This window comes from Pyxidicoccus caerfyrddinensis (assembly GCF_010894405.1).
GTDB lineage: Bacteria > Myxococcota > Myxococcia > Myxococcales > Myxococcaceae > Myxococcus > Myxococcus caerfyrddinensis.
In genome coordinates, this window is the sequence record NZ_JAAIYA010000001.1 from 888,829 (window position 1) to 911,991 (window position 23,163).

Annotated in this window: 18 protein-coding genes; 8 read left to right on the forward strand and 10 right to left on the reverse strand. The window is 70.3% G+C overall.

The features are described from left to right. Positions 1 to 30: 30 nt before the first annotated feature. The 5 genes from G4D86_RS03305 to G4D86_RS03325 all read right to left on the reverse strand — a co-directional run bounded on the left by G4D86_RS03305 (position 31) and on the right by G4D86_RS03325 (position 6,857). Positions 31 to 1,713 carry a hypothetical protein gene (locus G4D86_RS03305; protein ID WP_163989233.1) on the reverse strand — a complete coding sequence of 561 codons (1,683 nt, stop codon included), beginning with the start codon at positions 1,711 to 1,713 and terminating at the stop codon, positions 31 to 33. Between the two features lie 169 nt (positions 1,714 to 1,882). Continuing rightward, positions 1,883 to 2,476, reverse strand: coding sequence for an HNH endonuclease (locus G4D86_RS03310; protein ID WP_163989235.1), 594 nt, complete (start codon positions 2,474 to 2,476; stop codon positions 1,883 to 1,885). Further along, a complete protein-coding gene (gene selA / locus G4D86_RS03315; protein WP_163989238.1) occupies positions 2,473 to 3,870 on the reverse strand; it encodes an L-seryl-tRNA(Sec) selenium transferase in 1,398 nt (465 codons plus the stop codon). Before selA ends, G4D86_RS03310 begins: the two co-directional genes overlap by 4 nt. A 132-nt stretch (positions 3,871 to 4,002) precedes the next feature. Beyond that, positions 4,003 to 4,206: a cold-shock protein gene (locus tag G4D86_RS03320; RefSeq protein ID WP_163989240.1), complete on the reverse strand. Its 204-nt coding sequence runs from the start codon at positions 4,204 to 4,206 to the stop codon at positions 4,003 to 4,005. A gap of 245 nt (positions 4,207 to 4,451) precedes the next feature. Beyond that, positions 4,452 to 6,857: a transglycosylase SLT domain-containing protein gene (locus tag G4D86_RS03325; protein ID WP_163989241.1), complete on the reverse strand. Its 2,406-nt coding sequence runs from the start codon at positions 6,855 to 6,857 to the stop codon at positions 4,452 to 4,454. Between the two features lie 107 nt (positions 6,858 to 6,964). Between G4D86_RS03325 and G4D86_RS03330 the strand changes: the two genes are divergently transcribed. After that, entirely contained in the window at positions 6,965 to 9,205 is a 2,241-nt protein-coding gene (locus G4D86_RS03330) for an ATP-binding protein (RefSeq protein ID WP_163989250.1), read from the forward strand. Positions 9,206 to 9,218: 13 nt separating this feature from the next. On the opposite strand, the gene G4D86_RS03335 is transcribed toward G4D86_RS03330, so the two are convergent. Next, the gene (locus tag G4D86_RS03335) at positions 9,219 to 10,181 is read right to left on the reverse strand and encodes an immunoglobulin domain-containing protein (RefSeq protein WP_163989252.1); all 963 of its coding nucleotides are present in this window, start codon (positions 10,179 to 10,181) and stop codon (positions 9,219 to 9,221) included. Between the two features lie 66 nt (positions 10,182 to 10,247). On the opposite strand from G4D86_RS03335, the gene G4D86_RS03340 reads away from it, so the two are divergent. From G4D86_RS03340 to gspC, 3 genes are all read left to right on the forward strand, one after another. Further along, on the forward strand, positions 10,248 to 10,916 hold the full coding sequence (locus tag G4D86_RS03340; protein WP_163989254.1) for a TFIIB-type zinc ribbon-containing protein: 669 nt from the start codon (positions 10,248 to 10,250) through the stop codon (positions 10,914 to 10,916). Positions 10,917 to 11,069: 153 nt separating this feature from the next. Next, positions 11,070 to 11,642: a hypothetical protein gene (locus G4D86_RS03345; protein WP_163989256.1), complete on the forward strand. Its 573-nt coding sequence runs from the start codon at positions 11,070 to 11,072 to the stop codon at positions 11,640 to 11,642. Between the two features lie 27 nt (positions 11,643 to 11,669). After that, on the forward strand, positions 11,670 to 12,566 hold the full coding sequence (gspC, locus tag G4D86_RS03350; protein WP_163989258.1) for a type II secretion system protein GspC: 897 nt from the start codon (positions 11,670 to 11,672) through the stop codon (positions 12,564 to 12,566). 16 nt (positions 12,567 to 12,582) lie between these two features. Here the strand turns inward: gspC and G4D86_RS03355 are convergent, their stop codons facing one another. After that, the gene (locus G4D86_RS03355) at positions 12,583 to 14,556 is read right to left on the reverse strand and encodes an ABC-F family ATP-binding cassette domain-containing protein (RefSeq protein WP_163989260.1); all 1,974 of its coding nucleotides are present in this window, start codon (positions 14,554 to 14,556) and stop codon (positions 12,583 to 12,585) included. Positions 14,557 to 14,679: 123 nt separating this feature from the next. Between G4D86_RS03355 and G4D86_RS03360 the strand changes: the two genes are divergently transcribed. Both G4D86_RS03360 and G4D86_RS03365 read left to right on the forward strand, forming a co-directional pair. Then, positions 14,680 to 16,371, forward strand: a complete 1,692-nt coding sequence (locus tag G4D86_RS03360; RefSeq protein WP_163989262.1) for a serine/threonine-protein kinase — start codon at positions 14,680 to 14,682, stop codon at positions 16,369 to 16,371. Between the two features lie 226 nt (positions 16,372 to 16,597). Continuing rightward, a complete protein-coding gene (locus G4D86_RS03365; RefSeq protein ID WP_163989264.1) occupies positions 16,598 to 18,013 on the forward strand; it encodes a hypothetical protein in 1,416 nt (471 codons plus the stop codon). Positions 18,014 to 18,019: 6 nt separating this feature from the next. Here the strand turns inward: G4D86_RS03365 and G4D86_RS03370 are convergent, their stop codons facing one another. Then, positions 18,020 to 18,757: an SIR2 family NAD-dependent protein deacylase gene (locus G4D86_RS03370; protein WP_163989266.1), complete on the reverse strand. Its 738-nt coding sequence runs from the start codon at positions 18,755 to 18,757 to the stop codon at positions 18,020 to 18,022. Positions 18,758 to 18,857: 100 nt separating this feature from the next. Here G4D86_RS03370 and G4D86_RS03375 point away from each other — a divergent pair, with 100 nt between their 5' ends. Further along, positions 18,858 to 19,343, forward strand: a complete 486-nt coding sequence (locus G4D86_RS03375) for a GAF domain-containing protein (protein ID WP_163989268.1) — start codon at positions 18,858 to 18,860, stop codon at positions 19,341 to 19,343. A gap of 42 nt (positions 19,344 to 19,385) precedes the next feature. Here the strand turns inward: G4D86_RS03375 and G4D86_RS03380 are convergent, their stop codons facing one another. Beyond that, positions 19,386 to 20,297 carry a pseudouridine-5'-phosphate glycosidase gene (locus G4D86_RS03380; protein WP_163989270.1) on the reverse strand — a complete coding sequence of 304 codons (912 nt, stop codon included), beginning with the start codon at positions 20,295 to 20,297 and terminating at the stop codon, positions 19,386 to 19,388. Between the two features lie 100 nt (positions 20,298 to 20,397). On the opposite strand from G4D86_RS03380, the gene G4D86_RS03385 reads away from it, so the two are divergent. After that, positions 20,398 to 21,309 (forward strand): DMT family transporter, encoded by a 912-nt coding sequence (locus G4D86_RS03385; protein WP_240360010.1) that lies wholly within the window; start codon positions 20,398 to 20,400, stop codon positions 21,307 to 21,309. A 101-nt stretch (positions 21,310 to 21,410) separates the two neighbouring features. Here G4D86_RS03385 and G4D86_RS03390 read toward each other — a convergent pair whose 3' ends face one another. Then, positions 21,411 to 23,114 carry an FHA domain-containing protein gene (locus G4D86_RS03390; protein WP_163989274.1) on the reverse strand — a complete coding sequence of 568 codons (1,704 nt, stop codon included), beginning with the start codon at positions 23,112 to 23,114 and terminating at the stop codon, positions 21,411 to 21,413. Between the last annotated feature and the right edge of the window lie 49 nt (positions 23,115 to 23,163).

Sequence of the window (23,163 nt, forward strand, 5' to 3'; positions counted from 1 at the left end):
CCCCGCCAGAAAGCGTCCGTCAGGTGATGATCACCGGATGATCACGGTACACGTGCAGGCCTGGCTGCCGTCGCACGCGGCGCCCGTGCCCGTCTCGCACTGCAGGCCGAAGCAGCACGGGTTGTTCGGTGAACACGCCTGCCCGCCCGCCGAGCAGGTAGCCCCGGCCTCGCAGGTGCCGGTGGTGCTCCCTCCGGGGATGCGGCAGCCCAGCCCGGAGCAGCAGTCCGAGGGAGAGGTGCAGAGGCTCCCCTGCGGCTGGCAGGCCTGCGGCGCCTGACACTTCTGGTTGTTGCAGATGCCCGAGCAGCACGCCGACCCGTTGGTGCACGCCTGGTCGTTGGGCGTGCAGGCAGGCCCCGCGTCCGTGCCGCCGGTGCCAGCATCCGTCCCGCCCGTGCCGCCGTCGGGCGCGGTGCCCGTGGGACGGCAGACGAACGTCAGCTCGTCGATGGCGCGGCACGCCGTTCCGGCGCAGCAGCCCGAGTTCGACGGGTCGCACACCGTGCCCACTGGATCACACGTGGGGGCCGGCTGGCACGTGAAGGAGCCGCCGTCCGCGCCCGGCAGGCAGCGGTTGCCGTTGCAGCACTGGTCGCTGAACTGGCACGTGCTGCCCTGGGCGATGCAGCAGCCCGCCTCTCCGGTGTAGCCCGTGGGGCATGAGGCGGGGCACTGGCCGCTGGGGCAACCGCCGAAGCAGCGCGGCACGCCGGTGGAGTCCACCTTGCACACGGCCTTCTGGCCGTCGCAGCAGGCCTCGCGCGCATTCACGTCGATGATGCCGCCGTCGGGCAGCATGCCGGAGCCGCAGATGTTGCCCACCGGGTTGCAGCCGTTGGGCTTGTCGCAGCGGCTCTCCCGGCAGTCCACCGCGTTGGAGACCTTCTCGCCGCCGCAGCACACGCCGTCGTTGGTGCAGTAGTTGCCCGTGGGGCGGCAGCCGCCCACCGGCTGGCACACCGTGGCGCCGTAGCCCAGGTCCACGCACGTGCGCGAGCAGCAGGTGCTGCCGCCGCTGCACGGGTTTCCGTCCTGCACGCAGTTGCCACCACCGGCGCCGCCCACCGCTACGCAGCGGCCCGGAGTGCCGGTGCCGTTCTGCGAGCACACGCCGCCGCAGCAGTCCTCGTTCTTCAGGCAGAGGTCGTCATTGGCCTGGCACGAGTACGCCGGCTTGCACACGCCGGCCTGGCAGTTGGTGGAGCAGCAGTCGCCGTCCACGCCGCACGCCTGGCCCGGCACCTTGCAGGACGTGGTGCCCGCGGGCAGCGCGGCGCACTTGCCATCGCCACCGCAGATCTTGGTGCAGCACTCCTCCGCGTTGGCGCAGGTGCCGCCCACGTCGAGGCACTGCTGCGTGGAGCACTTACCGCCGAGGCAGCTCTGCGTGCAGCACTCGATGCCGCTGGAGCAGGTCTCACCGGCCGGGGTGCACTGCTCGCTCGGCTCGGGACACGTGCCCGCCTCCGAGCAGGTGCCCGTACAGCACGCGGCGCCCGTGTCCCGGCTGCAGGTCGCGCCCACGTCGATGCACGTGGAGCCCGGGCCGCCATCTGGCAGGTCCGTTCCGGCGTCCGTGCCCGAGTCCACCTCCGAGCCGGCGTCCGTCGTGCCCGGTGGCCCCGAGGGCGGCTTGTCGTCGTCACACCCTGAGACGGCTCCCAGGGCCAGCACCATGCCCACCAGCACCAGCCAGCGGTTCGCTTTCATCCGGAGACTCCCCTCCCGTGCCGGCGCCTTCCGCGACGGGGAGCGGTACGCACCGGGCAGGCCTTGAACGCGCGCGGAAGCCCCGCGCGTGTCCCGGGTGGACCCGGCCCACCCTGCCAGCGGCCACGGATTTCGTCAGGGAGCCGTCAGTTGGGGGGCGGCGGTTCCGCTACTCGTCCAGAAGTTCGACGTTCCAGTACGAGGCATCCGCCAAGTGCAGGAAGGGCAGCCACTCGCGGTACGTCACCTTGCGCGTGGCGCCGCGGAACAGGGGCGTCCAGCGCGGGCGTACGGGCTTCTTGAGCAGCTTCATCTCCGCCTGCTCGGGTGTGCGTCCGCCCTTCTTCAGGTTGCAGGGGACACACGAGCAGACGACGTTCTCCCACGTCGTCTTCCCGCCCTGCGAGCGCGGCATGACGTGGTCCAGGTTCAAGTCACAGCGGGGGAGGTTCTTGCCGCAGTACTGACAGGTGTCGTTGTCGCGCGCGTAGATGTTCAGCCGTGAGAAGCGCACCCGACCGCGGGGCAGGTGGTCATACGCGCTGAGCACCAGCACGCGGGGCACGCGGATGGTGCGGTTGATGGTGGTGATGCAGTCCTGCGTGGCGCTCAGTGCGGCCCAGTCGTCGAACTCGTAGAGGCGGTACTGCGCGTCGATGGCCTTGGCCACGCCCTGGTACAGCAGCGAGAACGCCCGCTTCACCGAGGTGACATGCACCGGTTGGTAGTACCGGTTGAGGACGAGGACGGCGCTGTTGATCATGGCGGGTTCCCTGGACGGGCGGACGCGACCGAGTCGGCGACCACCTGGAGCTCCTCCTCCGAGAGACAACGGACGTCGAGGACCCCCTCGCCATCCGCGATCCTGCCAATAACCGGCACATCCCCGCTGCGCAGGCAGTCCAGGAATGTTTCCGGCCCCTGTAGGGTGAGGATGCAGGCAAAGGAAGGCAACCGGGCCAGCGGCATGGCGCCCCCGCCCACCTGTCCCACCACGCCCTCCACCCGGGCACTCACGCCCCGCTCGGCCAGCAGGGCCTGGAGCCGCAGCGCGCGGGCGCGCAGCTCCTCCGGCCGCTGGGCAAGCAGCCTGTACGTGGGGACGGCTTGCGGCCGGCCGTCCCGGTACAGCTCCAGGGTGGCCTCCAGCGCGGCCACCGTCATCTTGTCCACGCGCAGCGCCCGGGTGAGCGGGTGGGCCTTGATGCGTGCGAGCAGCGCGGCCCGTCCCACCACGATTCCCGCCTGCGGCCCACCCAGCAGCTTGTCACCGGAGAAGGCGATGACATCCGCCCCCGCCGCCACCGCCTGGGGCACCGTGGGCTCCTGCGTGAGCCCCTCCCCTTCCAGCGGCACCAGCGCGCCCGAGCCCAGGTCCTGAAATACCGGCACCCCGCGCTCGCGGCCGAGCGCCGCCAGTTCCGCCACGTCGACTTCCTCGGTGAAGCCCACCATCGCGAAGTTGGAGCGGTGCACCTTCACCAGCAGCCCCGTGTCCGGGCCCACCGCGCCAGCGTAGTCCGCGCGGCGCGTGCGGTTGGTGGTGCCCACCTCCACCAGCTTCGCGCCGGACTGGCGCATCACGTCCGGCACGCGGAAGCCGCCGCCAATCTCCACCAATTCGCCGCGCGACACGATGCACTCGCGGCCGGAGGCCAGCGCCGCCAGCACCAGCAGCGCCGCGCCCGCGCAGTTGTTGACGACGAGCGCGTCCTCCGCGCCGGTGAGCGCGCGCAGCAGGCCGATGAGGGGCGCGTAGCGGCTGCCGCGCTCGCCCTCATCCAGGTCGTACTCGAGGTTGGAGTAGCCGCGCGCCACGGAGGCCACGCGGGCCACGGCCTCCGGGGCCAGCGGCGCACGGCCCAGGTTGGTGTGCAGCACCACGCCGGTGGCGTTGAGCACCGGCCGCAGGTTGGGCGTGGCCAGCGTGCCCAGCGCGTCGCGGACGTCGGCGTCATCGAAGGGGCGCGCCTCGCCCTGGAGCAGCCGGGCCCGGACGCGGTCGACTGCCAGGCGGAGCGCGGCCACGGCGCGGGCCCGGGGGACCGTGGCCAGCAGCGGCTCCAGCGACGGGCGGCGCAGCAGCTGTTCGATGGAGGGAAGCCCGCGCAGGAGCACGTTCTTCCCACCATCCCCGCTGTTCGACGGTGCGCCCACACGCGGAGTCTAGGGGAGCCGGAGGGCGGGCGCCAATCGGCCCGGCAGAGGGCCGGAAAAGGAAAAGGCCCAGTCTCCTCGTGGGAGACTGAGCCTTTGTACCGAACGCGTCAGTGCGCGTTCAGCGGGACATCAGAGCGGGCGAACGTTCTGAGCCTGGAGCCCCTTGGGGCCGCGGGCCACATCGAACTCCACCTTCTGCCCTTCCTGCAGGGAGCGGAAGCCCTGGGTCTGGATCGCAGTGTGGTGGCAGAAGAGGTCCTCGCCCCCGCCGTCCTGCGTGATGAACCCAAAGCCCTTCGCGTCGTTGAACCACTTCACGGTACCAGTCGCCATTACTCTTCTCTTCTTCTTTCTCTTCCAGCCTCATGAATTGAGCTGGACGCCACGCCTGGTTCAGGTGCGGCCCCCGCCGTGTGCCACGTTTCCACGCGGTTGCATAGGGGGTTACACCGTCCCAGGTGCCCTTTTCTGTCAGGACCCGGACATAACACCCGGTTTCGGAGCCTGATTCCGGACGATTTTCCCCTCCCTGCACCGCGTCATCGGCCACCCGCACCGTGCGTGCCTGAAAGGAAGGACTACTTCGCGGCGCTCTTGAGGACGGGCAGCTTGGGGGCCCGGCCGTAGAGCAGCTGGTAGGTGTTGAAGGAGCGGAGCACGCGCTTGATGTAGCCGCGCGTCTCGGAGATGGGGATCTCCTCCACCCACGCGTCCAGCGGCAGGTCCGGCTTCTCCGAGCGCCACCGGTTCACCGCGCCCGGGCCGGCGTTGTAGCTGCCCACCGCGTACGGCGTGTGGCCGTTGAACTTCTTCAGCAGCCCGCCGAGGTAGTGCGCGCCCAGGCGGATGTTGAGGTCCGGCTGCAGCAGGCTGTCCACGGTGAAGCGCTTGAGCTTCAGCTCGCGCGCCACGTTCTTCGCGGTGGACGGCATCAGCTGCGTGAGGCCGAGCGCGCCCGCCCACGACAGCGCCTTCGGGTCCAGCGCGCTCTCCTCGCGCATCAGCGCCTGGAGCAGGTCCGGCTCCACGCCCGCATCCGCGGTGTGCTTCTCGATGAGTTCGCGGAACGCGTTGGGATAGGCCACCTCCCACACCACGCGCGTCTGCGGCGTAATCCGTCCGCTCAAGTCCTTGCGCAGCGCCAGTCGCGCCACCGCGTGTGCGGAGCGCTCGTCACCGGCCTCGTGCAGCACCAGCACCAGCAGGCGGATGGACTCCGCGGGCTGGTTGGCGCGGTTGACGGCGAGCATCTCGGTAGCCACCGAGTCGACGAAGCCCAGTCGGTACAGCTCCACGCCCGCCTTGAAGTGCGGGTCCTCGCCCATGGGGCCGGCGAACAGCGGCCAGGGGCTGGCGGCCTCGGGCACCTTGAAGATGTCGGGGGACACCTTCTCCAGCCGCGCCGGGTCCACCGTGGCCAGCTGCGAGCGCGCCATCAGCCCGTAGTACGTGGCCGGGTGCTCCACGGCGAGCTTCTCGAACAGCTCCGCCGCGCCCTGGATGTTGCCCTTCTCCTGCAGCGTCCGGGCGCGCCAGTACCGCGCACGCTCCACGTCGTAGCTCTCGTCCGCCTGGGCGAACTGCGCCTCGATGCGGTCCAGGAAGGACAGACCGGAGTCCTCCGCCCCGCTGGTGCGCGCAATCCAGTACGCCTTGAAGAGCGCCTCGCCGAGGAAGTCCCCCGCCGGGTACAGGCGCGCCAGCTCGTCCAGGCGGGCCATGGCCTCCTTGGGACGGCCCGTCTTCACGTACAGGTCCGCCGCGTAGAAGAGGCCGTCGTCCGCGAAGGTGTGGTCCGGGAAGTCGCGCGCCAGCCGCTCGTACGTCTCCGTGCCGCGCGCCTGGTCCACAATCGAGCGCGACGAGCCGAGCACGTACAGCGCGCGCGCCAGCAAGTCCTTGTCCTGGCACTTCTCCACCACCGGCGTCAGCACCTGGATGGCGCGCGTGTGCTGGCGCTCCTTGCGCTGGCCCTTGCCGTAGATGAAGTGCGCGCGGCAGGCGAGCGCGTCGGGGAGCTGGAGCTGCGTGAGCAGCGGCTCCAGCACGTCCAGGCCCTGCTTGTTGCGGTGCAGCTCCACCAGCGCCTCGCCCCGCGACACCTTCGCATCCACCGGGGGCTTCTGCCCCTTGAGGCGCTTCTCGGCCTGCTTCGCCAGGGGGGACAGCGGGTACGCGCCCCACAGGCGCCACAGCGCGTCGCGCTCGGCGGCCTTGTCCTTCTTCTCCGTGGCGATGTCGGCGATGGCCATCAGCGCCTCGGCGCCCACGTTGCGACCCCAGCTCGGCGCGGCGCGCGTGGTGAGCGGCTCCAGCGCGGCCATGGCGCCCGCGGCGTCCTTCTTCTTGCGCAGCACGCGGGACAGCGCCAGCCGCGCGTCCACGTAGAGCTTCGACTCCGAAGGCACCTGCGTCAGCAGCGCCGCCGCCTCGTCGAAGCGGCGCAGCCCCTCGAGCGCCACGCCGCCGTGGGTGAGGCACCGGTCCTTCAGCGCGGGGTAGTCCGGCGCCAGCGCGGCGAACTCCGCCGCGGCGGCCTCGTCGTCTCCGGCGCGCACGGCGGACAGGGCGCGCAGGTAGCGCACCGGGGCGCTGTCACCCTCGCCCTTCAGCAGCTCGCGAGCGCGGGTGTACTGGCCGCGGTCGAAGGCGTCGCGGGCCTCCTTCTTCTTCCCGTCCGCGAAGTACGGAGACAAATCCTCCAGGCCGTAGCGGCGGCCGCGGTGCACCACGGGCGCGGGCGGCGCGGCGTTGGGGAAGGCCGGGTTGAGCACCTCCACGTAGCCCGGGGGCGCGGGGGCCTTCTCCGAGTCCGGCGGAGGAGACAGCTCGGCTTCCGAGGGAGCACTGTCCGGACGCTGGGCGGGGGCCTCGGAGGCCTCGGCACCGGGCGTCTCTGACTCGGGCACCTGGGGAGCGGGAGCCTGCGCGGACAGAAGGAGCGCGGAGGCGATGATGGCGGCTTTGGAGAGATAGGGCTTCATACGCGGGGGCTAAGACCCTGGTTGATGCGCGCGGGCACGCCCCAGGACAACCGGGAGTGCATGGAAAATTTCCGGAGGTGGACACAGGTTAGACTGTCCGCCTGCACATGGACATCCGGACACAGAGCGCTCTGCTGGCATCCATCATCGGACTCGCGCTCGGCGTGTCCATGTTGTTGCGGCCCGGCCGACCGCGGGTCTTGACGCTGTACTCCGTCTTCGCCCTGACAGTCGCCGGGTACTACCTCTCCCTCTTCTTTCACAGCATCTTCCCCTCGGCGGACTACCCCTGGGCGTCGCGCATCGCCCTGGGCGCCACCGTCCTCGTGGCCTCCCTGGTGCCGGGCGCCGCGGTGGCCTTCTTCCTGGAGTTCCTGGGCGTCAGCAAGGGAACACACCAGGTCGGTCGGCGGCTCGCTGTGCTGTCCGCCTTCCTGGGACTCGCCGTGGCCGTCACCCCCCTGGCCGACAAGGAGTGGGCCCGGGTGGCCATCGGCATCTGGGTGGGCGGCGCGCTGCTGACCTCCGGTTCGTTGCTGGTCCACCGAGTCCGGACGACGGAATCGCGCATCGAGCAGCTCCGGCTGGCGTACCTGGCCATTGGCGCGGGGGCGGCCATCCTCTTCTCGGCGGCCGACTTCCTGGGGCGCTACGGGATTCCGTTCCCGACGCTGGGGCCGGTCTTCTCCACGCTCTACCTGTTCTTCCTCGCGCAGACGCTGCTGCGACTGCGGCTGATGGATTTGCACGAGCTGCTGGGGAAGATTGCCTCGCAGACGGTGCTGGCCGTCATCCTCGCGGCCGTCTTCACGGTGCTGACGGCATGGGTGGACGAGGACACGGGGCTGTTCGTCTTCAACACGGTGGTGGCGGCCTTCGTCGTCCTCATCCTGTTGGACCCGCTGCGCGCCAAGGTGGAGGAGATGGTGGTGCGCATCTTCTTCCGCGAACGCTTCGCGCTGCTCGACTCGCTGGGCACGCTGCGGGCGCGGATGACGAACGTGATTGAAATCTCGGAGCTGGCGCGGCTGGTGCTGGACACGCTCCACGAGACGGGCCGTGTGACGCACGCGTCGGTGTACCTGCTGGCGGAGGACCGGCCCGGGTACCGGCTGCTGGACTCGCGCGGCCCGCCGCCGGTGGCCTTCCTGGACACGGCGGTAGCGCGCGGCCTGCTCTTCGCCGCGGCGAGCGGGCAGAAGGCGGTGCTGCGGGAGAACGTGGAGCGGCGCATGTCCACCATGCGTCTGCAGGCGGTGGAGGGAAAGCGCTACCGGGACGAGCTGAAGCGGCTGAACGACACGCGCGGGGCGCTGGTGCAGGTGAAGGCCGGCATCACCGTGCCGCTGATGGGCAATGACCGCGTCATCGGCTTCCTGAACCTGTGGGACGAGCGGGTGCCGGAGGCGTACGCGTCCGACGAGATTGCGCTGATTCTCGAAGTGGCCGAGCGGCTGGCGACGGTGCTGGAGAACTCGAAGCTGTACGAGAAGATTCGAGAGAGAGACCGCCTGGCGGCGCTGGGTGAGATGGCGGCCGGCCTCGCGCACGAGATTCGCAACCCGCTGGGGGCCATCAAGGGCGCGGCGCAGTGCCTGGACCCGAAGCGGCTGCCGGGCGAGGACGGCGAGTTCCTGGACGTCATCGTCGAGGAAGTGAACCGGCTCAACGGCGTGGTGACGGCGTTCCTCGACTACGCACGGCCGATGAAGCAGAGCTTCGGCCCCACCGATTTGAACGAGGTGGTGACGCGGACGATGCGGCTCGTGCAGAACGACGTGCCGCCGAGCATCTCGTTGGCGGTCGAGCTCGATTTGCAGTTGCAACGGGTGGACGGGGACGCGGAGCAGCTCAAGCAGGTGCTCATCAACCTGGTGCAGAACGCGGTGCAGGCGCTGGGCACGCGCGAGGGGCGAATCACCGTGCGCACGGACAAGCCGGAGCGCTTCGGAGAGATTCGGAACGCGGGCGGCGAGTTCGTGGAGGTGCTGGTGTCCGATACGGGCCCAGGCATTCCGTCGGACCAGCAGCCGCACATCTTCGTGCCGTTCTTCACGACGAAGCAGAAGGGCACGGGCCTGGGACTGGCCATCTGCCAGCGCATCGTGAAGAACCACGGAGGAAGCATCTCCGTGCAGAGCAAGGTGAACGAAGGCACCACGTTCGTGATTCGCCTCCCTGCCCTGCCCGCAGAGCAGGCCGTGGACGGTGTGCCCGCGGATGGAACACCCGTCCCCGCCACGCGGCCGTCGCTGTCACTGCCCATGCCGGATGAGCTGCGGGACACGCCCAAGCCGCCGCCACCCGAGCCTGGCCGTAAGCGCGAGCGGCGGCGGCGCGCGGGGTAGTGCCTCGTCTCGTTCAGAAGAAGCGAACGATGTCGAAGTAGCGCGAAGCCGAGCCCGCAGCGTTGGAGGCGGTGAGCGTGTACCGCCCCGACGGCACCGAGGTCAGGTTGGACAGGACCAGGATGGCGCTGGAGGGATTCGGCACCGCGAGCGACAGGCCGATCTGCTGCGACGACACGGAGTAGCCCGAGACACTGGTGGGCAGGTTGTCACCGCCGACGATGAGCTGCCGCGTCGGCCCGCTGTTGTCCGGGTAGATGAGGCTCGGGTCCAGGTAGCTGATGGTGGGCGCCCTGAGGGCCGTCGCGATGTAGACGGGCACCGACGTGCTCCCGGCCTGGTTGGAGACGCGCAGCAGGTACTGCCCCGGCGGCACGTTGGACGCGACGTAGAACGGCACGCTCACGGAGGTGGAGCTGCCCGAGGGGAAGCCCGTCCCCGTGCCCAGCAGCGGCTGTCCGTACAGGTTGGTGAGGGCGTAGCCGAAGGACAGCGGCAGGTTCATCCCATGGATGGTGACGACCGTCGTCCCCGCGGAGAGCGTGCTGGGGTTGACGGAGCTGACGCTCGGCGCGTTGGCTGCCCAGACGACCTGCTCATGGGACATGTGCCGCGACGCTGCGGATGAGTCTCCATCCGGCAGCTCCATCCACGGGCCGAGCCCCTGCGCCAACCCGCCGTTGTCCGCCTGCACGCCCACGACCTGGACGCGCGCCTTCCCCGAGGCCGCCGCCGTGGACATCCACTCGTGCACGCCCGCCGGCAGTCCCTGCGCCAGCTGCAGCACCCGGCCGTTCTCGAGGAGCAGGTTGACGTCGTAGGCGGAGAGCCCATCGCCCGCTCCGTTGCTGTCCCAATGCACCCACATCGCCCTTCCGGATGCCCCCGCCAGCTCCATCTCCTTCACCGAAACCTGGAGCTCCTTCTTCTGCTGATTCGCTTCCACGTGTGCCTCGCTTCCGCGGACCTGGGACATCCAGGTCCTCACATGACTGCTACGAGGCGGTGTTGGAGGTGGATGCGGGTCTTGTAGGCTCACGGAATGAGCGCCTGCCCCTTCTGCCAGACGACCATGCGGTCCACCTTTCTTGGCGGCCTGCCCCGCGAGGAGTGCGGCGGCTGCGGGGCCGTCTGGTTCGAAGGCGAGTCGCTGTCGAAGGTGATGGGCGGCTCCATCTCGGACGCGCTGGTGCGGCGCGCGAAGGGCCACCCCGGCATCTGCAAGGGCTGCAGCGCGAAGCTTCAATACGTGCCGAGCTGTCCCGACTGCGGCACGCAGGCCCCCACGTGTCCGCGCTGCGGCCACGCCCCGCTGCCGGTGGTGGAAGCGCTGGGCGTTGCTGTCGAGGTGTGCTCCGACTGTGCCGGCGTGGCGTTGGATCCGGGCGAGCTTCAGCAGCTCCAGCGGGCCGCCGAGACATACCGCAATGAACCGCTCGATGTGCGTCCCAAGGTGCGGCTCGGCGTGGTGCAGGCGTGTTCCGAGTGCAAGCGTGGGCTCAAGCCGAAGTACGGCTTCGTCTGGGAGGAACGGCTCTACTGCGGAAGCTGCGCGCCCGAGGGCTCCGTGCCCTTCTCGGAGGACCTGGCGAAGGCCACACCCAGCGAGGCGTCCTCCGTGCCGCGGAACTCCGGGTACAACGCCGCCATGGGCGCGGATGCCACCGGCTCCGCACTGACGTGGCTGTTCTCGCGCGTGTTCGGACGCTGAAGCGCGCGTGACAACCTGTCATCCGCTCGCGCGGACTCCGTGACAGCAGGTCGTGCCGGCTGTTCCCGCTGACGACGTCGCTCCTCTGGGAGCGATGGTGGCACCGTGCTTGCTCATGTCCGTCGTGTCTCTGAACCGAGAGGAGCCACGACGATGGAACGCTTCATCCGCAAGCACTTCTGGTTGTTGAGCGGTGCCTTCATCCTCATTGCTGCTCCGGTGGCGGCGGGCTCGATGCAGTTGCTCACCCGGCACATCCCCGCACTCGCTCCCGAGCCCAACGTCCCCGCCATCGTCATCGAGCGGGAGCGCATCACCATCCCCGCGCAAGCACAGCAGGCTCCCGCCCAGCCCTCTGTGGCAGTCGACACCTCCACGTCCTGGGGAGACATCCGCACTGTCGGAGAGCACGCCTACGAGATTCCCGCCGCGGATCTGCAGAATGCGCTCATGCGGCTGGACGAACTGTCCACGCAGGCGCGCGTGGTGCCCGCGTTCAAGGACGGCCAGCCCCAGGGATTCAAGATGTTCGCCATCCGTCCGCACTCGCTCTACGCGAAGCTCGGGCTCCAGAACGGTGACGTACTCAAGCGCATCAACGGTCAATCCCTCAAGACGCCCGATACCGCGATGACGGCCTTCCAGAGCCTCCGCGAGTCCCAGCACATCGAGCTGGACCTGGAGCGCGGCGGCGTCCCCGTGAGGAAGACGTACGACGTGCGCTGAAGCACCGCGTTCAGAGGGGGACGACAGATGGCACTCATCTTCCGCAGGTATTTCTGGCTGGTGAACGGGGCCTTCATCCTGTGCGTCGCGCTGCTGGCGGCACGCACGGCCAACCTCTTCGTGGAGCTCGCGCTGGCGCCATCCGTCTCCGGCACCCCACCCTCGCGCGCTCCGTCAGCCACGCCCTCGGAAGAGGCACGCGTGTCATTGGATGGCCCGCGCTTCGCGAAGCTCATCGGGCTGACCTTCGGCAAGGACGAGCCCCCCGTGGTCGAGCCCAGAGGCGAAGAGGTCGCCACGGGCCCCGTCAGGAGCGCGCTGCGCGTGAAGCTCCTGGGCACGCTGGTGGCGAGTGACACGCAGTGGTCGCTCGCCTCCATCCAGGACCTGGAGACCCAACGCGCCAGGAGCATCATGGTCGGCGATGACTTGATGGGCGCGCGAATCCTCTCCATCGAGCGCGAGCGAATCATCGTCTCCGCCAACAACCGCGAGGAGTTCATCGACGGCGAAGCCTCGCCCACGATGAATGCCGCGCCCGCCCTGACCCGCACGGCGCCTACCGCGAGCCCTGGCCCCGAGAGTGGCATCCGCGCCGTCGGCGAGCACGCCTACGAGATTCCCAACGAGGAGCTCCAGAACGCGCTGTCGCGACTGGACCAACTGTCCACGCAGGCGCGCGCCCTGCCGGCCTTCGAAAACGGCCAGTCCGTGGGCTTCAAGCTCGCCGCCATCCGGCCAAACTCGCTCTACTCGAAGATTGGCCTCCAGAACGGTGACGTGCTCAAGCGCATCAACGGCCTGACGCTCGACTCACCCGAGCGCGTGCTGGAGGCCTTCACGAAGCTGCGCGAGGCACGGCACATCGAGCTGGACATCGACCGGGGCGGCGGCCCGGTCCGCAAGGTCTACGACGTGCGCTGACGCCGGGCCCGCGTCCTCACCCGACGGACGCGGCCGCCTGCGCCAGCTTCTCCTGCGCCGCTTCCCACCGGGCATAGAGGCTCTCCAGCTCCTCCTTGCCAGCGCGGTGCGTGTCCATCAACGGCTTGGCGCGCGCGAAGTCGTTGTAGAGGACTGGGTCCGCGAGCTGCGCCTCGCGCTCCTTCTGCTCGGACTCCAGCGCGGCGATGCGCTCCTCCAGCTTCGCAATCTCCTTCTTGATGGGGCCCTCCACCACGCTGCGGCGCTGGCGCGCCTCGGCCTCCATGCGCTTGCGGTCCTTCTCCGTCACCGGGCCCGTGGACGTCTTGTCACCCCGGACCGCGCCCGCCGCCGTGGCGGCAGCCTCCGCCGCTGCCTGGCGGAGCTTCTCCTGGTGGTACAGGTAGTCGTCCAGGTTGCCCGGGTGCGGCGTCAGCTTCCCGTCCGCGACTTCCCACACGTGCGTGGACAGGCCGTTGATGAAGCTGCGGTTGTGGCTGACGAAGAGCAGCGTGCCCGTGTAGCTCTTCAGCGCCTCAATCAGCATCTCGGACGAGTCCAGGTCCAGGTGGTTGGTGGGCTCGTCCATCAGCAGGAAGTTGGAGGGCACCAGCAGCAGCTTGGCCAGCGCCACGCGCGCGCGCTCGCCGCCGCTGAGCACGCCGATGGGCTTGTCCACGTCGTCGCCGCTGAAGAGGAACGCGCCCAGCACGCCGCGCACGTAGCTCTCCGGCTTGTCCGCCGCGAGCGGCCGCACCTCTTCGATGATGGTGTTCTGCCGGTCCAGCTTGTCCGCGTGGTGCTGCGCGTAATAGCCCACCACCACGTTGTGCCCGAGCGTCACCTTCCCCGTGTCCGGGGCCAGCTCGCCCGCCACCATCCTCAGCAGCGTCGTCTTGCCCGCGCCGTTCGCGCCCACCACGGCGATGCGCTGCCCGCGCTCCAAGCGCGCGGACAGGCCGTTGTAGACGGTCTGCGCGCCGTACTTCTTGGTGATGCCCTCCAGCGTCACCACGTCGCGACCGCTCCGGTCCACCTCCGGGAAGCGGAAGCGCATCGTGCTCCGCTCCTCGAGCACCTGCACCTTCTCCATCTTCTCCAGCATCTTCGCGCGGCTCTGCGCCTGCCGCGCCTTGGTGGCCTTGGCGCCGAACCGGTCGATGAAGCCCTGCAGCTCCGCGCGACGGGCCTCCACCTTCTCGGCGCGGGCCTTGAGCAGCTCCTTCTCCTCCGCGCGCAGCCGCTTGTAGTCGTCGTAGTTTCCGGCGTACTCGCGCACGCCCTCCATCTCCAGCGACACCACGCGGTTGATCTGCCGGTTGAGGAAGTCCTTGTCGTGCGAGATGAGGATCAGCGCCTTGTTGGAGCGGCGCAGGAAGTCGTCGAACCACGTGAGCGTGGGCACGTCCAGGTGGTTGGTGGGCTCGTCGAGCAGGAGCAGGTCCGGGTCCTGGAGGAGCAACCCGGCCAGCGCCGCGCGCATGCGCCAGCCGCCGGAGAGCGCCGAGGTGGGCTTGAGCAGGTCCGCGTCCCGGAACCCCAGGCCCTTGAGGATGCGCTCGGCGTGGTGCTTGCCGTAGCGGTTCTCGAAGTCGTCCAGCTCGGCGTGCAGGTCCGAGAGGGACTGGGACAGCTCCAGTTGGTCGTCCTCATCGGTGGCCTCGGCGAGCGCGGCCTCCGTCTCCCGGAGCCGGGCCTCCATGGTGTCGCGGCCGGGGACGGTGCTCATCACGGCTTCCACCACCGTGCCCTCGGGCAGGCCGGCGATTTCCTGGGGCAGGTACCCCGCGCGGGCCTTCCGGGCGTACTGCACCGTGCCGGAGTCGGGCTGGTTCACCCCGGCCAATATCTTCATCAACGAGCTCTTGCCCGTCCCGTTGGCGCCGACGAGACCTACACGGTCCCTGGGTCCGAGAGTGAAGTTGTCGTTGTCGAAGAGGACCTTCTTTCCATAGGAGAGACAGAGGTCCTGGGCAATGACGAGGCTCATGGCGGGCGGGGATGTAACAGCCCTCGGGCCCCTCGGGAACGTCAGATATGCCTGCTCGGTCGCCCCGGGGCCTTCCAGCCCCTTTTCGCAGCCGGCCAGGGCCTGCCTATACTCCCGCCCCACATGGCTGCCCCCTGCCCCCACTGCGGAAGCACCGACGGCGTCGACCACCTCTGCTCCGGCCAGAGTCTCCAGCTCCTCGGCCAGGTGCTCGACGGCCGCTACAAGATCGAGAGCGTCCTGGGCCAGGGCGGCATGGGCATGGTGTTCCGCGCCACGCAGACCTCCGTGCAGCGCCCGGTGGCGGTGAAGACGCTGAACCCCTCGCTGGCCGCCGCGCCCCAGTTCTTCGAGCGCTTCCGCCGTGAGGCGGAAATCGCCAGCCGGCTGCGCCACCCCAACGTCATCACCATCTTCGACTTCGGCCGCGCGCCGGACGGCACCTGCTACTTCGTGATGGAGCTCCTGCAGGGCGAGAGCCTCAAGGAGATGGTGAAGCGCGAGGGCCCCATGTCCCTGCGCCGCGCGGTGAGCCTCATCGAGCAGGCGTGCCAGGGCCTGGCGCACGCGCACGCCGAGGGCTGCGTCCACCGCGACCTCAAGCCGCACAACATCATGGTGCAGCAGCTGAGCGGCAAGGACTTCGTCAAGGTGCTGGACTTCGGTCTGGTGAAGGCGATGGAGGCCGAGGAGGAGGAGCAGCTCACCTCCACCGGGCAGGTGCTGGGCACGCCGCAGTACATGCCGCCCGAGCAGGCCGGTGGCGAGGCCGTGGACCAGCGCTCGGACCTGTACTCCATGGCGGGCGTGCTCTACTTCTGCCTCACGGGCAGCTCGCCGTACGGCGCCAACACCGTGCGCAAGGCGCTCACCGCGTCGCTCACGCAGCCGGTGCCCGCCGTGAACAGCAAGCGCCAGGGCGCGCCGGTGCCGGCCGCGCTGGATGCGTTCTTCAAGAAGGCGCTCTCGCCCGAGAAGGAAGACCGCTACCAGAACGCGCAGGAGTTCATCGACTCGATGCAGGACGCCATCGCCGACCTGTCGCCCGAGGAGCTCGAGGCGATGCCCAGCGGCGGCGTCGGCTCGGGCGCCCATGAGCGAGGCAGTGGCAGCAGGGCCTCCGGAAGCCGCGCGGGCCGTCCTAGCGGCAGTGGCAGCGGCGTGCGCGCCTCTCGCCCTGCTCCCGCAGCGGGCCGGGGCTCCACGCCGTCGAATGTCGTCGTCGCGCGCAGCCAGGCGGCGGCGGGCAGTGGCTCGTCTCCGAGCCGCGCGCGTCCGTCCACGCCCGCGCCTCGCGCCGCGCCGCCTCCTCCGGCCCCGCCTCCCGCGCCCGAGGGCATGTCCACCGGCAAGAAGGTGGCGCTGGTGGCGGTGCCGCTGGTGCTGCTCGCCATCGGTGCGGCGGTGGTGCTCGGCACGGGCGGTGGCACGCCGCAGACGCCGGTGGCGCCCATCGATGCGCCGTCCACGAAGCCCACCCCGGTGGCGGCCGGCAACACGGGCACGGCGAGCGCCGCGGCGAAGAGCATCATGGTGACGCTGAGCTCGACGCCGTCCGGTGCGACCATCTACGAGGGCGAGGAGATGCTGGGCACCACGCCCATCAAGCTCGAACTGCCCCGCGACAAGGTGTACTCGCTCAGCTTCCGGCTCGACGGCCACAAGGACGTGGAGCGGACGCTCAACTTCAGCCGCATCGCCGGGGACAGCCAGGCCGTCGACGTGACGCTGGAGCCGCTGCGCGCCGCCACCCCGTCGCGTCCGGCGAAGCCCGCGAAGCAGGGCGGCGGGCAGGACATCTCCGTCTTCGAGTAGCACGGCGCATCGCAGGTGGACCGACGCGGGCAGGGCCGCCCGCGCGTCACATCCTGACGCGGACGCGTCCCACGGCGACGCAAGCCCGGGCGCTCCCTCGGAGACAAGGCGCACCGCACGCGCCAGTCCGCGCGCGTTCCACCGGGCCGACCTGTCAGGTCCGGCCCTTGCACTCGGAGTCCGGGCTGTCGCCCTGGGCCACACCCCTTCCTCCGAGGTCACCCCGATGAACGTCCTTTCGCCACGAGTGCGCCGCCTGCTGCTGGCCGGTGCACTTGCCAGCGCCGCCATCCTCGCCTGTACCACCGCCTCGTCCACCGGGCCGAAGCCGCCCGGAGATACCCAGACGGGCGGCGCGCAGGGCCTCCCCCAGGCGTGCAACCCGGACCCGACGTGCCCGGGCTCCACATGCGCCACGTCCATCACCCCCGCGCTCTCCAGCCCGCCCGTGAATGCGTGCCCGCGCTTCGGTGAGAGCCAGAGCGACGTGGACGTCTACTCGTGGAACACCTTCGTCGCGATGAACTGGCCGGCGGACACGAGCACCTGTCTGCCGAACACGGGGAGCAGCATCCTCGGTGGGCAGGGGCCGGTGGTCTGGGAGACGTACCCCCAGGACACGGACATCTTCGTGGCGCCGGACGCGGGCGCTCCCGGCAAGTGGTGCACGTTCAACACGCCGGCCGCCGTCGAGAAGCAGCTGCTGCGGCTGCGGCGGGCGACTCCCGCCGAGCGGCTCCAGGTGGCCGCCGGCCACGTGGACAAGGTGCTGGTGAGCGACTCCAAGGCCTCGGACCTCCTCGCGGAGCGGTTCAGCGGAATCGGCCAGGCCGTCGGTGGGCCGCTCACGGACCAGAATGGCCGCTTCGTCCGCTACGAGAAGCGCGTCAACCTGGACGAGTACAACTACCTCATCGCCAACAACCTCTGGAACGCGGCCGGGCAGAACGGCGTGACGGTGAGCTTCCCCACTGGCCCCGACCAGAACCCCGGCCCGTGTGACGGTGGGCCCTGCGGCCCGGTGGGCGCGATGGAGATCAAGGCGTCGTGGAAGGTGTTGAGCGCGCAGGAGATTGCCGGCAAGCGCTTCTACATGCGCCAGGCGTGGGTCTTCAACGACGAGGCCGGAGACCCGAGCCCCGGCAAGAACCCCGTCACCGTGGGCCTGGTGGGCCTGCACATCATCCACAAGACGAGCACGCAGACCACGTGGTTCTGGTCCACCTTCGAGCAGGTGGACAACACCACGTCCTCCTTCTTCAACCCGCACTGCTCCGACTGCAAGGACAACACGCAGACGGCGAAGAAGCCGTACACGGAGCTGGCGCCGGATGGCGGTCCACTCAACGCGCCCGTGCAGGTGGTGCGCACCACGCCCATCCAGGCCACGGGAACCTCTCCCGGACTCAACGAATACTACCGAGGCCTGCTCAAGGGCTCCGTCTGGGCGAACTACCAGCTCATCAGCACCCAGTGGGCCACGGGCGGCGCGCCCCAGGGCACGCCCACGCCGCTGGCCAACGTGACGATGGAGACCTTCATCCAGCCGAAGGCGAGCTGCCTCGGCTGTCACAAGGGCGCGACGACGGCGGACGGGGGCGCGTCCGCCGACTTCAGCTTCCTGCTGGGCGAGGCGCAGTAGCCGCGCTCACCCCAGCTTCGCCAGCTTCGGGAGCACCTCGCCGCTCTTGCCGGTGATGGTGTTCTCGAAGCGGTTGGAGTTCTGCGCCGGGTCCAGGTTCACGAGCCACGTCTCCCCGCCGGCCGCGCGCACGTGGTCCACGATGCCCGCCGCCGGATAGACGAGGCCGGACGTGCCCGCCGCGAGGAAGATGAACCGCCCACCCGACGTGGAGCCGCGCAGCGCGAAGTCCTCGATGCGCTGCATGTCCGCCGGGTCCAGGTACTCGCCGAACCAGACGATGTGCGGACGCAGCCTGCCGCCGCACGCGTCGCAGGTGGGCACCGTGCCCACCGGGTACACGGTGGTGTCGTCGAACGGCGCACGCTTGCACATGCTGCATCGCGTCTTGAAGAGGTTGCCGTGCATCTCCACCACGCGGTTGCTGCCCGCCCGCCGGTGCAGGCCGTCCACGTTCTGGGTGGCCAGGAGGAAGCGGTCGCCGAGGTGACGCTCCCAGGCCACCAGCGCGTCATGGCCGGGGTTGGGGTGCACGGCGGCGGCGCCCGCCCGGCGCTGCGAGTAGAAGCGCCACACCAGCGTCGGGTCCTTCCCGAAGCCCTGGGGCGAGGCCACGTCTTCAATGGGATGGTTCTCCCAGAGTCCGTCCATTCCACGGAAGGTCGGGACTCCGCTCTCGGCGGAGACGCCCGCTCCGGTGAGGACGAGCAGCCAGGTCTTCGAGTCCAGGATGAGCTGTTCCATGACGCCTCTCGTGCGGCGGGAAATGATTCAGGGTATTGAGGGACGACGACTTCGCCGGGGCCTGACGCCCTGGTGACGTTCCCCTTCCGAGGTCCCCATCATGGCGGAAGTCACCCTGGATCTGCGCGGCATGCCGAAGGCGGAGGCCTACGCGGAACTGAAGCAACACGCCCTCGCGGTGCTCGAGGGCATTGACGACGACATCGCGGGCATGGCGTCCATGAGCTGCCTGCTGCACCACGCCTTCGGGCATTTGTGGACGGGCTTCTACCGGGTGGTGACGCCGGGCAAGCTGCTGCGCGTGGGGCCCTACCAGGGCACGCTCGGGTGCCTGGAAATCACGTTCGGCAAGGGGGTCTGCGGCACGTCCGCGGCGAAGGGCGAGACGCTGGTGGTGGCCGACGTGCATGCCTTCCCCGGCCACATCACGTGCGATGGGCGCTCGGCGTCGGAAATCGTCGTCCCGGTGTTCGGCAGGAATCGCGAGCTCATCGCCGTGCTCGACATCGACTCCGAGCACAAGGGCACGTTCGACGACGTGGACCGCCGCGAGCTGGAAGATTTGATGCGCTGGTTCCAGAAGTAACACGGTGACGCGAGGGCGGAGCGTGCCGCCCTCGCCTCCCGCTCAGCCCTTGCGCGCGTAGGCCACGGCGAGCTGGCCTGCGAAGCGGGCGTTGTTGATGAGCAGCGCCAGGTTGGCCTTGAGCGTCTTGCCGCCGGTGCGCTTGGCCATCTCCGACAGGAGGAACGGCGTCACGGCCTTGCCGCGCACGCCCTGCCGGTCCGCGTCCGCGAGCGTGGAGGCGATGTGCAGCTCCACCTCGTTGCGAGGCAGCGAGGTCTCCTCGGGCGGGGGCACGGTGTAGAGCAGGCCGCCCTGCCCCAGCGTCTCGAAGCGGGCGCGGGCGATGCGCGCGGCCGTGTCCACGTCGTCCACGCGGTGCTCCAGCTTCAGGCCGGAGCCACGGCTGTAGAAGGACGGCAGCTCGTCGGTGCCCACGCCGATGACGGGCACGCCGGCGGTCTCCAGCAGCTCCATCGTCTTGGGCAGATCCAACACGGACTTGGCGCCCGCGCACACCACGGCGATGGGGAAGCGGGCCAGCGCGGCGATGTCCTGGGAGATGTCCCAGTGATCCGTCGCTCCCCGGTGCACCCCGCCGATGCCTCCGGTGGCGAAGACGTGGATGCCGGCGGCGGCGGCAAGCTCGCAGGTGGCGCTGACGGTGGTGCCACCAGAGGCGCGCGTGGCCACGGCAATGGCGAGGTCTCGAGAGCCCAGCTTGAGCAGGCGCTCCTTGCCCTCGGCGAGCCGGCGCATGGCCGTCTCCTCCAGGCCGATGCACACCTCTCCGTCCACCACGGCGATGGCGGCGGGAATGGCGCCGGCGCGGCGGACGGCCTCCTCACAGGCGCGAGCAGCGGCCAGGTTGTCCGGGTACGGCAGCCCCTGGGCCACGACGCTCGTCTCCAGTGCCACCAGGGGTTGCCCAGCGTCGCGAGCGCGCCGCACCTCGTCCGAAAAGCGTAGGTCCATGGGCGCGCGTTTATCCCCCGGCGGGCATGCGGACAAGCGGGGGCGTAGGGGAAACGTCGGCTTGCACGCGAGAGCGGCTCGCCCTATTCCCTCGGCCGCCGTGTCCACCTCCGCCGCCACCGCGACTCCCGCTCCCGCACGTACCTTCTCCGCGAATGACCTGGCCATCATCGGCGTGGTCATCGTCTGGGGCACCAACTACACGGTGGTGAAGGAGGCGCTGGCCACGATTCCAGCGCTGGCCTTCATGTCGCTGCGCTTCACCATCGCCGCGCTGGCCATGGGCGCGCTGCTGCTGGCGGTGGAGGGCTGGAAGCCGCTGCCCCGGAAGACGTTCCTCAAGCTCACCGCGCTCGGGCTGGTGGGCAACACGGTGTACCAGGTGTGCTTCATCGTCGGGCTGGCGCACACCACCGCGGCGAACAGCGGGATGCTCACGGCGGTGACGCCGGTGCTGGTGGCCGTGCTCGGGACGATGCTGGGGGTGGAGCGGCTCACCCGGCCACTGGTGACGGGATTGTCACTCGCGGTGGCGGGCATGCTGCTGGTGGTGAGCGCGCGAGGCCCGGCGCTCGGCGGGGCGACGTGGCTGGGAGACGGGCTCATCCTCGCGGGCTGCCTGTGCTGGGCGGTGTACACGGTGGGCATCCGCTCGGTGGGCACGGAGGTGTCCGCACTGCGAATCACCGCCATCACCATGCTGACCGGTGCGCCCGGCGTGGTGCTCGCCGGAGTGCCGGCGGTGATGGAGTTGGACACCGCGAGCGTCGGCGTCAACGCGTGGGCCGGAGTGGTGTACTCGGCGCTGGTGCCGCTGGTGCTCTCGTACTTCATCTGGGGGCGCACCGTGCAGCGAGTGGGCAGCAGCCGCGCGGCGCTCTACAACACGGGCATTCCCGTCGTGGCCGCCCTCACCGCCTGGGCCGTGCGAGGCGAGCGCCCCACCCTCCTCCAGGTCTTCGGCGCGGGCCTCATCCTCGCGGGCGTGCTGCTCAGCCGGCGCAAGTCGTAGGGAGTCCGCGACGCCCGTGTGGACCGGCGTTCCGGTCCGAGCCTCAGCCGCGCCAGCCGAGCCCGACGGTGCGGCTGTACGCTTCGAGCTCGCGCCACGCCTCAGCCGCGCCGGCCCCGCTCGACGGAGAGGCCGTACTCCTCGATCTTCTTGTCCAGCGTGGGCCGGCTGATGCCGAGCAGCGCCGCGGCGCGGACCTTCTTCCCGCTCGCCTCGCGCAGGGCCTCGGCGATGGCGTCGCGCTCCAGCCGGGCCACGCGCTCCTGCAACGTCTGCGGCCCGGTGGAGGCACCGCCCTCCTGGATTTCAGGCGGCAGGTGCAGCGCGCCCACGCGGCTTCCGGCGTACAGCAGCCCCAGTCGCTCGCCCACCAGCTCCAATTCGCGCACGTTCTGCGGCCACGCGTAGTCCACCAGCAGACGCCGCGCCTCGGGCCCCAGGGTGGGAGGCTCCTTGCGCGAGCGCCGCGCCGCCCGCGTGGTGAATCCCTCCAGCAGCACGAGCACATCCGCCCTGCGGTCTCGCAGCGGCGGCACCTCCAGCTCGAAGCCGGCCAGCCCCCGCGCGAGCGACGCCTCCACCTCGCCCCGCGTGGCCAGCAGCGGCAGCGACTCGAGCGCGGTGGCCAGCACCCGCACGTCCACCGGCTCCTCTCCGCCCTGCCGGGCCGGGGCGGACCGGCGGGCCATCAGCCGCGCCAGTCGCTCCGCCGAGGGACGCGGCAGCGCCTCCACGTGCTGCAGGAGCAGCGAGCCCCCATCCGCGCGCAGCAGCGCGGACGTCACCGGCGGTTGCCCCGGCGCGCTGGCCCGGCCGAAGAGCGCCTCGTCCACGGCCGGCTGGGGCTGCCGGCAGTCCACCGTCACCAGCGGCCCCAGCGCCCGCGGGGAGCGCGAGTGGACCATGCGCGCCAGCAGCGTCTTCCCCGTCCCCGGCTCACCATGAATCACCACGGGCGCCGCACTCGCCGCCGCGCGCTTGCCCGCGTCCAGCAGGGCCCGCAGCGGCCGCGAGGAGCCCGCCAGCGCCAGGGTGGGGGCCTCCGCCTCCACCCGCGAGCGCACGGCCGTATACGCCTCGCCGCCCAGCCGCCCCAGCGCGGCGAGCAACTGCCCCTCGCCCTCGGTGAACGCGGGCTCGGTCCGAGTCACGTACAGCACGCCGAAGGGCATGCCGCCCGAGGCCACCAGCGGCGCGCACATCGCGTCGTCCGACTGGCTCAACTCCTTGCGCTCCAGGGCCGCCTGGGCCATGGCGCGCGGCACCGTCAGGGCCTCCGCGCCCACCACCGAGGCGGTGAGCAGCCCCCCGCTGCTGCCCAGCAGCGCCGCCGCCCGGTCCGCGTTGAGCGAATGCGCCACCTCGTCCGCCAGCCGCCGCAGCACCATGGCTTCGCTGGTGGCCCCCAGCAGCGCCGTCCCCGCCGAGTACATCGCCGCCGCCGTGCCCACGTGCGGCAGCACCTCTTCGATGGGCACGTGCCCGTGCGGCGCGGGCCCGCCCTCCACCAGCGTCACCGCCGGCGGCTCGAAGAGGGCCGTCGTCGTCCCCACGCGGACGCGGTCCCCCGGCTGCAGCACCACCTCGCCGGAGAGGCGCTCCCCGTTGACCAGCGTCCCATTGCGCGAGCGCAGGTCGCGGATGCGCGCCTGGCCCTCATGGAGGGTGATCAGCGCGTGCTTGCGCGAGACCTGGTCGTCCTCCAGGGGGATTTCACACGACGGGCTGCGGCCGATCGTCGCTTCCGTGAGCACCTCGTAGCGGCGCCCCGCGGAAGGACCGGTGAGCAGCAGGAGTGCGGGCATGGGGCGCGGAGCGTAGCGTTCCGCCGGAGCCGGGCAAGCGCTCCCTGCC